The 13,705-nt window shown below is 69.8% G+C and carries 1 protein-coding gene; it reads left to right on the top strand.

The genetic code is table 11. The annotated features are described in order from the left end of the window. Positions 1–111: 111 nt before the first annotated feature. The gene (locus K7711_RS47285; protein ID WP_235746524.1) at positions 112–13,602 is read left to right on the top strand and encodes an amino acid adenylation domain-containing protein; all 13,491 of its coding nucleotides are present in this window, start codon (positions 112–114) and stop codon (positions 13,600–13,602) included. Positions 13,603–13,705: the final 103 nt, after the last annotated feature.

The following is a 13,705-nucleotide window of genomic DNA, read 5'->3' as shown; positions in this document are numbered from 1 at the left end:
ATCGATCGAGGGTGGCGTCCCCAGCGGCGCATGAGCAACAACAGGCAGGGTGTGAGGCAACGTGCTTCGGGTGTTCGGACGGCGCAACGTGACCCGGCAAGGGTTCCCAGCATGAGCCGGCCGACCCGCCAGCGGCCGTCCCGGAGCCGCCGGACCCGCGTGATCACCCTGCCCCAGTTGATGTCGACCGCGGTCGAGGCCGATCCGGACGGCATCGCGATCGTCCTGGCGGATGCGACGAGCACCCTCGCGGAGCTGACCTATGCCGAGCTGGACGAGCGGTCCACGCGTCTGGCGCGCCTGCTGATCGCCCGCGGAATCGGCCCGGAAGACCTGGTGGCCGTGGCTTTTCCGCGTTCACTCGAAGCGGTGATCGCGCTGTGGGCGGTCGCCAAGGCAGGTGCGGGATTCGTGCCGGTGGATCCGGACGATCCAGCCCAGCGCATCGCGCACATCGTCGTGGATTCCGGGGTGGTGCTGGGACTGACCGTCGCGTCGAACCGTCCGGCACTGCCCGGCACGACGCCCTGGCTGGCCGTCGATACCGCCGGAATCGCCGTGGAGCTGGAGGAATTCGCCGCCGACCCGGTCACCTATGCCGACCGGCTGCGCCCGCTGCGCGCCGAACACCCGGCCTACGTGGTGTACACCGTCGACGCGATCGGCGCACCGCACGGCGTCGTGGTCACCCAGGCCGGACTGTCGGTGCTGTCCGATGCGCAGCGGGCGCGGTATCAGGCCGACGGCGATTCGCGGACGTTGGCGTTCGCGGCCCCCTCGGACGACGCGTCGGTGCTGGAACTGCTGCTCGCCGTGGGCGGGGCGGCAACGATGGTGGTGGCCGCGCCGACCGTGCGCGGCGGCGACGAACTGGCTCCGCTGCTGCTGCGCGAGGACGTCACGCACGCGTATCTGCCGTCCGAGGTGCTGGAATCGTTGGATCCGGCCGGACTGGACGAATTGCGCGTGGTGATCTGCGCGGGCCGGTCGTATCCGCCCGAGCTGGTGGACGAGTGGACGCGGCCGATCGGTGCGGGTCCGTTCGGGGCCGCGGTGCGTCGTTTCCTGCACGGATACGGGTCCGCGGAGACCACGGTGCTGACCAATGTCGGTGCGCCGGATTCGCCCGCCGAGGCGTCCGGAATCGGTGCGCCGAATCCTGGCGTCACCGAATATGTGCTGGATGAACGGCTTTCGCCGGTTCCCGACGGGAAAACCGGCGAGCTGTACGTCGCCGGTGCGCAGCTGGCGCGCGGATATCTGCGGCGGCCGGCGCAGACCGCGGCGCATTTCGTGGCGAATCCGTTCCTCGGCGGACCCGACGGCGTCGGGCTCTCCGCCGCCGATTCGCGACTGTTCCGCACCGGGGATCTGGTGCGTCGTTCGGCCGATGGCGCTGTCGAGTACGTCGGCCCTGCTGCCCCGGTGGTGACCGCCGGGGTCATGCCCGGTGTGCGGGATCGACTCGATCGGTCGTCGGTCGAGGGTGCGGCCGATGCGGGTGCCGGGGATGCGGCCCAGCCGGACGCGGATGTCTCCGGCACGGATTCCGTCGAGGTGCGCTCCGCTCTGCCGACGATCGGTCGGACGTCGGAGGATTCGGCTGCCGGGTGGGGGCCGGACTCGCGGATCGGTGACCCGGCCCGGGGCGAACAGGTTGTTGCGGAGACGGATTCGGCCGGTGTGCCCTCGATCGGGATCGATCGTCCGCTCGCCGTGCGGGATTCGTCCGGCGGAAGGGCTTCGGGTTCGGGTCCGGCGGATGGTTCGGGCGGCGAACGCGCGGACTCGATTGCGACCGGTGCGTCGGGGAGTGGGTTCGATCCACTGCCCGGGGAGGCTGCGCACGACGAGTGGGAGCGGACAGCGGGGAGCGCCGCTGCGGTTCCCGCCGATGTCACATCGGGTGTGCCGCCGGTGAGTGGACGGTCGGCTTCGAATGATCCGGTGGGTGCGGCGGAATCGGATACGCGTCGGGCGGATGTCGATCCGGGTGCGGAAGACGCTGCGCTGGAAGTGATTTCCGCTGAGGCTCCATTCGGTGTGCCGCCGGGGGCAGATCGGTCGTTCGATGCGAACGATGTTGTCGGTGAGAGGGAATCGGCGGGGACTGCCGATGCGGGCGGCGAGCGGCCGTCGGAGACCGACGGTGTGCGTGCGGAGCCGGATCGGGACGTGCTGACCGAGGGCGGCGGCGACACGGCCGCCGAGCCGGGGCCGGAGGCTGAAACCGGTGCCGAGGCGATTCCGCTGACGGCGATGCCGCGGCCTTCGACGCTGGTGGAGTTCGAGGACACGGAGTTGCCGGGGGTGCCGTTGTCGGCGGCACAGCAGCGGATGTGGGCGATCAACCGATCGGATCCGCAGACGGTGGCGCACAACGTGTGCTTCGCCGTGCGGATCAGCGCGCGGATCCGGGTGGAGGCGCTGCAGGTCGCTGTGGTCGACGTCATCGAGCGGCACGAGATGCTGCGGACCGCGTATCCGGTGTCGGACGGCGGCGGATATCAGGTCGTGCTGCCGCTGGATCGGGTGCTCGCGGATCTGGCGCCCGAGCCGCTGGAAGAATCCGAGATCGAGGACTGGCTCGGCGAATACGCGCGGATAGCGTTCGATGTGACCACCGAGATTCCGGTTCGGATCGGCATCGCCCAGATCAGCGAGGACGATCACGTGGTCGTCGTCGTGGCGCATCGCATCGCCGCGGACGAGGCCAGTGTGACGCCGTTCCTGCGCGATCTCGCGGTGGCCCTGCTGGGGCGGCGCAATCGGGCCAAACCGTCGTGGGCGCCGCTGCCCGTGCAGTATGCCGACTATGCGCTGTGGCAGCGGTCGGTGCTCGGCGATGCGGCGCAACCGGATTCGATGGCTGCGCGGGAGATCGATTACTGGCGAACGGCTTTGGCGGGACTCAGGGAAGGCCCGAACCTACCGGCGGACCGGCCGCGGCCCGCGGTGCCGTCGGGACGCGGTGCGGCATACGCCTTCACGGTGGATCGCGAGGTGCACGCCCGACTCCTGGAACTCGCCCGCACCGCGGGCGGCACGCTGTTCACCGCGCTGCATACGGGATTCGCGGCCCTGATCGCACGGCTGTCGGGTGCGGGCGACGTCGTCGTGTGCACAGCGGCTTCGGGCCGCAGGGCACGTGAACTCGGCAGTGCCATCGGGCTTTTCGAGAATCCGCTGATCATGCGTACCCAGCTCGACCCGACCGCGTCCTTCGCCGACCTGCTGGTGACGGTGACCGACGACGACCTGGTCGCCTCCGAGCATGCCGAGCTGCCGTTCGGGCTCCTGACCGAGGCGCTGGGCGAGTCCGCGCAGGCGTATCCGTCGTGGTTGCGGATCGCGCTGACGGTCCGCGAGCAGGACGTCTCCCAGGTAAACCTGCCCGGATTGTCCGCTACCGCAGTCGAATTCGACAGCGGCCTCGCGGAGTTCGACCTGCGGCTGAACGTGTTCCCGCGGATGCGGGACGGCGAAGCCGACGGGTTGTCGGCCACATTCACCTATGCCACCGACCTGTTCGACGAGATCACCGTCGCCGGATTCGCCGAACGTCTCGTCCTGTTGTTCGAGGCCGTCACGGCCGATCCGCGCCGTCCGGTCGGGGACGTGGAGTTGTTGCAGCCCGACGAGCGGATGCGAATCCTCGGCGACTGGAACAACACTCGGTACTCCGTCGAGCCCGGACTGCTGCTGGACGGCTACCGGCGTGCGGTGCGGGAGCATCCGGACGCGATCGCGGTGTCCAGTGCCGAGCTCGAACTGACCTACACCGAATTCGATGCCCGGGTGAATCAGCTCGCGCGCCTGCTGATCTCGCGTGGCGTCGGGCCGGAGACCATGGTGGTCCTGGCGATTTCGCCATCGCTGGATCTGCTGATCGGCATGTATGCGATCGTCACCGCCGGTGGCGCCTACGTGCCGGTGGATCCGGATCATCCGGCCGAGCGGATCGGGTACATCCTCGACACGGTGCGCCCGGTCTGCGTGGTCAGCACCGTCGCGGATTCGGTTCCGGTGCCGCCCGATACGCAGGTCCTGCGGTTGGACACCATGGACCTGAGCGGATTCGACCCGAGTCCGGTCCGGCCCGAGGAGTTGTCGCGTCCGCTGCGTCCCGGCCATCCGGCGTATGTCATCTTCACCTCGGGGTCGACCGGGCGTCCCAAGGGCGTGATGGTCTCGCATGCGGCCATCGACCACCAGCTCGCCTGGATGCTCGCGGCCTATCCGCTGGCGAGCGACGATGTGTACCTGCAGAAGACCCCGCCGACCTACGATGCCTCGCTGTGGGGATACTTCCTGCCGCTGCGGGCCGGGGCGCGGTTGCGGTTGGCCGCCGCAGGGCGCACGGATCCGCTGTACCTCGCGGAATCCATTATCGCGCACGGTGTCACGGTGACCGACTTCGTACCCGCACAGCTGGCGGCATTCGTGGATCGCACCGCGCCCGGGATCTGCCCGACGTTGCGGGAGATCTTCGTGATCGGCGAGGTGCTGCCCGCGTGGACCGTCACGGCGTTCCAGCGGATCAGCGATGCGCGCGTGCACAACCTGTACGGCCCGACCGAGGCCGCGGTTTCGGTGACCTACTGGCCCGCCGGGAGCGCGGACGGGGCAAATGTGCCGATCGGGTTGCCGCAGTGGAACACTCGCGTCTACGTGCTGGACGACCGGTTGCGTCCGGTGCCGGTGGGTGTTCCGGGTGAGCTGTATCTGGCGGGCGCGGCGCTGGCCCGCGGCTACGCGAACCGGCCCGATCTGACCGCGGATCGGTTCGTGGCCGATCCGTTCTCGGGCCAGGATGCCGGTGGCCGGATGTACCGCACCGGCGATCTGGTCGTGTGGCGCGAGGGTTCGGGTGAACTGCCCGCGCGGCTGGATTACCTGGGCCGCACCGATTTTCAGATCAACATTCGGGGTCGGCGGATCGAACCCGGCGAGATCGAAGTCGCGCTGCTCGCGCAGTCCTCGGTCGGGGATGCGGTGGTGGTGGCGCGGGACGGTCGGCTCGTCGCCTACGTCGCGCCGCGCGCGGAGAAGCGGATCGTCACCGAGCGGGTGGCGGCCTCGCTGGCGGAAGTCCTTCCGGAGGAGTTCATTCCGGACGTCGTCGTCCCCATGGACGCGCTGCCGCGCACGGCCGCGGGCAAACTCGACCGCCGCGCGCTGCCGGATCCCTCGCTCGGTGTCGAGACGTCGTCCTCGCTGAAGGTCGTGCGCGTCGATACCGTCGAGCCGCCACGCACGGCCGATCCCGTTTCGGCATCCCCGGTGCAGAACGAGTCGCCGGTGCGCAACGAGCCCGATTCTGCGACGGAATCGGGGTGGTTGTCCAAGCAGTGGAAGCTCGGTCCGTTGTCGGATCCCGACGCGTCGGCGGGACCGGACTCGACGGAATCCGAGCCCCGCACGCAACTTCCGCGACGCTCGCGGGATGCGGCTCGCCGCCGGGCCGAGGCCGGCGCGTCGGATACCGCCTTGTCCGGAGCCGCTGCGGCATCTGATTCGAATCAGGCTGCACCGCAAGGGAGTTTCGACTCCGCGCCGGATGGTTCGGGAACCTCCGCTCTGGGATCCGGTGGTGTTCCCGGGTCGAGGTCGCAGGCCGGGTGGTCGCCACGAGTGGTGCCCTCGGACGAGGCCGGTGCGGCGAGTGATGATCGGGCGGAGTCCGAGTCGTCCTCGCGAGTGGAGTCCGGTATGTTGCCGCGTCGTGCGGCCGGGTGGTCGCCGCGGGTGGTCTCCTCCTCGGAGTCCGGCGCCGCGGATGACGGTCAGCCGGAGTCCGACTCGGCACCTTCGGGGTCCGGCAGGACCTCGCGTCGGGAGGCCGGATGGCTGCCGCGGGTGGTGTCGTCGCCGGAGTCCGATGCGGCCGATGACGATCCGACCGAGTCCGACCCGGGCGACCAGGAATGGGCGTCCGAAGAGTCGACGGCGGACGCGGAGCCGGATTCGCCGAAACCGCAGTCCGGGCTGTCCTCGCTGCGGGCGGGGTTCGATCGCGGATTGCGTTCGGAGGCAGGAGAGTCGTCGTCGGAGTCCGGTGCGGAGCAGCCCGCGCAGTCACCGGAGCTGCCGAGTCTTCCGCTGCGGCGGTCCGGCAACGAGACGGAGTCCGCGCCGGAGTGGGTGTCGGACAAAGAATCTCAGGCGGAGCCTCGAACGATGCTGCTGCCCCGCCGGTCGGTGCCGCAGGGCCCGGAATCGGACGAGGCTGCGGACGTCGCTGCCGCGGCGGATGTCGAACCGGTGCCGCTGTCGCCCGCGCAGGAGTGGTTGTGGGCGCTCAATCAGGCGGAACACGATGCGGGAGGGCCTGTTCCGGCGGCTCACCACCTGCCGTTCGCTCTGCGGCTGACCGGCAGTCTGGATGTCGAATCGCTGGGTGTGGCGCTGGACGACGTGATCGCCCGGCACGAGGTGCTGCGCACGGTATATCCGGCTGCGGCGGAAGCGGATTCGGGTGCTGTGCAGCGGGTGCTGCCCGCCGCGCCGCGCCCTGCGCTGATGGCGCAACGGATCGGTGCGGCCGAGGTCGAGGCGGCGGTGCGGGAGCTTGCGGCCGCGCCGTTCGACGTGTCCACCGAACTGCCGCTGCGGGTGCAGCTGTTCGAAATCTCCGATCTGGCACCGGGTTCGCGCCGGGAATATGTGCTCGCCGTGGTCGTGCACCGTATTGCGGCGGACAACTCCGCGCTGGGCCCGATCGTCGGCGATCTGATGGTGGCCTACGCGGCGCGGACCGCGAACCATTCGCCGCGGTGGGCGTCACTGTCGGCGCAGTACGCGGATTACGTTCGCTGGCAGCGCACCATGCTCGGCGCGGAATCGGATCCGGAATCGGTTGCCGCCCAGCAGATCGCCTACTGGCGCGGTGAACTCGCAGGGCTGCCCGAGGTGCTCGATCTGCCCGGCGGTCGACCCCGTCCGGCGGTGGCATCGATGGCCGGGGCGTGGACCGGCGTCCATATCGATGCCGCCACACACACCGCCCTGCTGGAACTCGCGCACACCCATGCGACGACCCTGTCCACCGTCCTGCAGGCCGCCGTCGCGGCCTTCCTGGCCCGTCTGTCGAACGGTGACGACATCGCGATCGGCACTCCGGTCCCGGGGCGCGCCGCGGGCGAGTTCGAGGATCTGATCGGCACATTCGTCAATACGGTTGTGCTGCGCACCCGTCTGGATCCCGCGGAGTCGTTCAGCGACTTGCTGATTCGCCAGCGAGACAGCCGCGAGCAGGCGTTCGCGCATGCGGACCTGCCGTTCGCGAGCCTGGTGGAGGCGCTCGGTCTCGGCCGGTCCACCGCCCACAACCCCCTGTTCCAGGTGGGCGTGTCGGTGCAGACCCCTGCGCGTATCACGATGGATCTACCCGGTCTGACGGTCGAGGACATCGACACCGAGCTGGAGGTCGCACCGGTAGACCTGAGCCTGACCGTCACCGAAACCTACGACTCCGACGGCAACCCGTCCGGTATCGACGGCCGAATCGCTTACGCCACAGACATTTTCGACCGCACTGCGGCCGAAGACCTGACCACCGGTCTGGCCGACCTCCTGACCACCCTGGTCAGCGATCCCGCCCAACCCCTGGGCGCCATCGGCATCGGCACCCCCGAACTATCCACCCGCTCCGACGACGTGACAGCACACAGCTCGGAAACTGCTGCTGCCCTGACGGTCTCGGCTCCGCAACCGGCGGACGCCGACCACCCGGTCGTACTCGGCGCAACTCCCGATGCATCAGCAGCCGACGACTTCGACACAGCCGCTCAGGATTCCGGGCGGGCTCATCGGGATGTCGAGTCAGCCGATTCGATCGCCTCGCTGCCGCCGTTGGCTCGGCGTCGCGGGGCTGGCACCGCAGCGGAGGTATCCGACGAGTGGCGTGCGGCTGGTGAATCGCAAGCTCGGCGTCGGCGGTCCGGCGCGGGCGCAGAGGACGCCGAGGGTTCGCGTGCGGCCGGTGAATGGCAGTCGCCCGCTGGTGTTGTCGGCGAGGACAGTGGCGAGGTTGCCGGGCGAGCGGGCCGGGATGCCGAGTCCGTCGACGCGATTTCCGCGTTGCCGCCGTTGGCTCGGCGTCGCGGGGCCGGCTCCGCACCGGAGAAGGCCGAGGACTCGGACGATCGAGCCTGGGATTCCGCGGGAGCCGACGCGCCGGAACGTCCGCGGGGATTCGTGGCGGACGCGGTCGAGACCGGTGATTCTGACAACGATCGGAGTGACACCAAGGTGGCCAGAGGCTCGGTGTTCGGGCTGCACAGTCTGCGGCGGGCACCGGTGTCGGCCGAGGAGACCGAGCTTGCGGACCAGGCGGGATCCGCCCCCCTGGATTCCGTGAGCCGACCTGTGGATGAATTCCACGGCGACGATTCCGCCGGCGGGCGTTGGGACTCCGGATACGGGAGTGATGCCTACGCGGCTTCGGCCGATCACGGGAGCGTGGATGCCGGGTGGCGTAGTGATTCCGAGGCTGCCGAGGATGCGGGTTCCGATGATGGGCCGACCCTGGTCTCGCTGCTGGAGGAGGCGGCCGAAGCCGGGCCCGAGGGCGTGGGAATCATCGCCTCTGCCGCGGAGAGCGGAAGCGGGGCAACGGAGTTCACGCTCGGACAGTTGGATGCCTGGGCCAACCGGCTGGCGCGGTATCTGATTTCGCTCGGGGTCGGGCGCGGATCGGTTGTGGCGCTGGCCGTTCGGCGTTCGGTGGATCTCGGTGTGGCCGTGTACGCGGTCGCGAAGGCCGGGGGTGCGGCGCTGCCCATCGATCCGGAGGGGGCGGTGGAACGCAACCGCGAGATCCTCGCGGGAGCGGGGCCGGTCTGTGTGTTGGCCGATGCGGAGTATCCCTTCGTGGCGTCGAATCGTTCCGGCGGGGACGGGAGTTTCGACGCGCCGACCGAACTGCTCACCCCGATCGGACGCACGCCCGCGCACCGGCCCGCCACGGGTGGGCAGCCGATGGTCGTGCGGATCGACCGACTGAATCTGGAGGGCATTCCGACTCACCGGCTCGCGGATGCGGAACGGATCGAACCACTGCGCGCCGCACATCCGGCATGGATCATCCAGTCCGCCGGGGCCGAGCGGGTGGTCGTCTCGCACGCCGGTGCCGTTGGCCAATTGACTGGCAGCACAACCGAATTCGGATTGAATGCCGACGGCCGCGCGCTCCTGGCGACGGCTGCGACAGCCGATCTGGCGGTGTGGGAATTCTGGTCGGTCGCGCTGGGCACGCCGGTTCAGCTGGGTGAGCAGGCCGCCCGGCCGCGCACCATCCCGGAACTCATGACCTCCGCCGTGGCCACCAATCCGAACGGTCCGGCGGTGGTGTTCCGGGGTCGCAGTTTCACCTACCTCCAGCTCGATCGCGCATCGTCCAAGCTGGCCAGACGCTTGGTCCAGCTCGGTGCGGGACCGGAGAAGCCGGTGGCCGTGGCGATTCCGCGCTCGCTGGAGGCGCTGGTGACCCTGTGGTCGGTCGCCAAGACCGGCGCCGCGGTGGTGCCCGTCGAGCCGAGTCTGCCCGGTGACCGGATCACCGATCTGGTGTCGGATTCCGGTGCGATCCTGGGCGTGACGGTTCGCGCTGCCATCGCGGGCCTGCCGCAGATCGACGGCGAATGGCTGGTTCTGGACCACCCGAACTTCGCCGCGGAGGTGGATTCACAAGCGGGCGAGCCAATTTCGGATGCCGAGCGGATCACCGCCCTGCTGCCGGACGACGGTGCGTACGTGCTGTACGGCTCGGCCGACATCGATCACAGCCAGGGCATCGTGGTGGCCCACGAGGATCTGGCCGATCTGGCCGAACAGGCGAGTCACTATCGGCTGCACCGTGATTCACGCGTGCTGGCCTTGGCCGCGCCGTCCTCGGACGAGGCCGTGCTCGAACTGGTCCTGGCCCTCGGTGCGGCCGCGGCGCTGGTCGTGGCCCCCGCGACCATCGGCGGCGGCCCGGAGTTGGCGCGGCTGATCCGCTCCGAACGGGTGACGCACGCGTTCCTGCCCGAAGCGGCACTGCGCACGGTGGACCCGGCATCCCTGGACGGTGTCGAGGTCGTGGTCACCGATCGTGCCGTGGCAGAAGAGTATTCGGCGGCGGACGGGTATGCCGTCGCCGAGGATCCGTCGTCGGCCGACGAGTCGTGGCACGCCGAACAGGCCGGATATTCCGAGCAGGACGACTATTCCGCGCAGGGTGGGTATGCGGAAGAGGCGCAGTACCCGGCACAGGAGTACTCGGAGCAGACGGCGTACGCGGAACAGGCTGAGTACCACGGGTTGCCTGAACAGCTGGGCCGGCCCGGATACACCGAACACGCCGAGTACGCCGACCGGCCGGAGCAATTCGAACACACCGGATATTCGGCGCAGGCCGCATACTCGCAGGAGGCCGGGTATGCGGACCATGCCGCGTACTCGCAGGAAGCCGGGTATTCGGAACAGGCCGGGTACTCGGAGGAAGCTGAGCATTCGGAACAGGCCGGATACTCGCAAGAGGGCGGGTACTCGCAGGAGGCCGAATACTCCGAACAGTCCGAATACTCCGAATATCGCGAGTACCCGGACCAGCCGGAGCAGTCCGAGTACGCGGAACACCCCGCAGCGGCCGATCGCCCGATGACCCCCGCGGAACGAATCATCGCCGAGGCCCGCGCGAGCGCCCCGCCGCCGGAGGAATTCGACAGCGCCACAGCCTTGTCCGCGCCGGCGCGCACCTCGCCCCGGCGAGCGCTCCCGAACCGCGACACCCCTGCGCCCGCCCTCCCGCGCCGTGGCGCGCGTGCGGCCGAGCCCGCCGAACCGGATGCGGTCGCCGAGTCGATGCCATCGACCCTCGAAACCGAACCGGACGACCACGGTTCGCTCCCGCTGCCACCGCGAGCGGTCCGGCTGCTGGAGATCGACCCGTCCGGCCGGGAGAGCCGCGCCATCGCCCTGGACATTCCGGCCGGGGTGCCCACCGAGAACATTCGCGCCGCCGTACGGGCGGTCCTGGAGCGGCATCCGCTGCTGTCGGCCCGTCTCGCGGTGCCGGGCCGGGCCGGCGACGACCCGTTGCGCGCGTGGTCGCCCGTTTTCGCGGGGTCGGCCCGCGAGGCTCGGCTGGTACTCGCGCAGACGCCTCCCGACATCTCACCCCGCCGGTTCGTCCACTCGGAGGGCGTCGCGGAGATGGCGGTGCGCACGCTGGCCGTGGAACTGGATCCCGGCCAGGGCCGCAATATCGGTTTCGGCCTGATCGACCCGCCGGAATCCGCTGAACCGCAAGATGATTCGCGCACCCTCGTGGTGGCGGCCAACGGCCTGGTCGTGGACGACGCCTCGTGGCGGATCATCATCGAGGAACTGTCCCAGGCATGGTCGGGCGGCCACACCGTGCTCGGCGACTCCGCGCAGGCCGCGCCCGACGCGGTCGCGCAGGCGCTCGCCCGGCGCGCGGCCGACGATTCGGTGCGTCACGAGGTGTCCTGGTGGCGGCGCGCACTGGCCGACCTGCCTGCCGAAAGTGCCTTGGACGGTGTGGATCTCACCGCTCGCGGCCGGGTGTCGCTGGTGATCACCGCGGAGGGCGCGGCGGCGGTGGCATCAGTGGCGGCCTCGTATCACACGGACGTCGAGGACGTTCTGCTCGCGGCGCTCGCACTGGCCATGGTGCCCGATACCCGCGCGGCCGAGATCCTCGGCCCGGTGGTGCAGCTGACCGTGGACGGCAGAGCGTTCGGAGGAGGTGAATCCGCCGGTGCGGTGGGCGGTTTCACCGCGACCTATCCGCTGGTGCCGAACGTCGACGGCATCGACCCGGACGAGGCCCTGAGCGGCGGAGCCGCGGCCGGTGCGGCCATCTCCCGGGTGAAGGAGCAGCGTCGCGCGGTGCCCGCGGGCGGTGCACAGTACGGCCGGCTGCGTTACCTGGATCCGGACACCTCGCCGGAGATGTCCGCACTTGCCCACGGCCGCACGGCATTCCGCTATCGCGACCTGCGCCCCGCACGCCCCTACCCGGACACTCCGGCCGCTGATCTGTTCCTCGACATCACCGTGGACGCGACCGCGGAGGGCTTCCGGGCCCGATTCGATTACGCGTCAGCGGTTCTGGAGGCGGACGAGGTCAAAGAGCTGGCCGGACACTGGGTTCGGTCGCTGGGCGGCCTGGCCGAGCACGGAACCCGGCCGGAGGCAGGCGGTTTCACCCCATCGGACTTCCCGATGGTGCCGCTGACCCAGGACGATATCGACCGGCTCCGCCACGACAACCCGGATCTCGCCGAGATCTGGCCGGTCGCACCCGGGCAGATAGGCCTGCTCGCGACCGCGCACACCACCGGCGCCGCGCAATTCGCCGTGGACCTGAGTGGCCCGCTCGACGACCGGCGACTGCGCCTGTCCGCGCAGGCCGTACTCGACCGGCACGACGGGTTGCGCGTGGCCTTCGGCGACCGGTCGTACGGCGCGGTCCAGGTGATTTCGAATCCCGTCGACATCTCTTGGCGCACCGTCGATTTCACCGATCTGGCGGCGGCCGATGCGCGGGTGGAGGTCGAGCGCTATCAGGCCTCGGATCGACTCGCGCCGTTCGATCCGCAGTACGCGCCGCTGATCCGTATCGCACTGCTGAAATCGGCGAGCGGCTCGCATCGGATCCTGCTCACCGCGCATCCGCTGCTGCTCGACGATCGATCGTTGCGGCTGGTCATGCGCGATCTGCTGACCGTCTACGCGCGCGGTCCGCGCTCGCGGCAACTGCCCGCGGTCCATCCGTATCGCGCCTACCCGATGTGGCTGGCCGAGCAGAACGGCGCCGCGGCGCGAGCGGTCTGGCGCGACGCGTTGTCCGGATACCACAGCCCGGCGCTACTCGGGCACGGCGGCGGCGGTCGCGAAACCTCCTCGGCCACTGCGGAAGTCAGCGTGGAGTTGCTGCCCGCCGACGCCGTGGAACTCAGCGGTCTGGCCACTCGTCTGGGCGTGACGGTGCAGATGGTGGTGCAGGCGGCCTGGGGTCTGCTGCTCGGGCGATTCGCCGATCGCGACGACGTGGTGTTCGGCGTCGCCGCCCCCGGACGTTCCCCGCAGGTGCCGCACATCGACACGCTGGTGGGCCGGTTCGGCGGCATCGTCCCGGTGCGGGTGCGCCCGGAGCCGGACGAATCCCTGGAGGAACTGCTGCTGCGGATCCGGTCGGAATGGTCGGCCCGCCCCGGGCACTACTGCCCGAGTCAGGCCGATATGGCCCGGTCCCTCGGAGTGGATCGGCTGCTGGATTCGGTGGTGATGTTCCGTGACGACGCCGCCGACCTCGCCGAACTGTCCGGAATCATCGACGGCATCCGCATCGCCGGTGTCGATTCTGCGCCCGCGTTCGCCGATCGGGCCGCAGTGGCCGTGATGCTGAACGGGCCGATCCGGTTGTCGCTGCGCTATCTGACCGAAGAGGTCAGCGAATCTGTAGCGAATGTCCTGTCCTACGGGCTGGCATCGGTGATCCGGCAGATCGCGGCAGCGCCGCACACTCTGATCGCTGATCTGGACCTGCACATCGAGCCCGCGCCGAGCGATGCCGGGGTGGGCCGATAATGTTCCGCAACCTCGACCGGACGTGCCGCGGGGCTGAAATCTCTTCGGACAGTGGCGATCCGGGATGATGCAGCGGCCGCTGGTGACGTATCGTCGGGCGGGA

This window comes from Nocardia coffeae (assembly GCF_019890715.1).
Classification (GTDB): Bacteria; Actinomycetota; Actinomycetes; order Mycobacteriales; family Mycobacteriaceae; genus Nocardia; species Nocardia jiangxiensis.
The sequence above is the reverse complement of the archived record's forward strand: the minus strand, read 5'-3'. Positions and strand labels throughout refer to the sequence as shown.

What these genes read in the sequence shown, in the direction of transcription:
- K7711_RS47285 (WP_235746524.1), top strand. Translation starts at nt 112, where the DNA reads ATGAGCCGGCCGACCCGCCAGCGGCCGTCCCGGAGCCGCCGGACCCGC.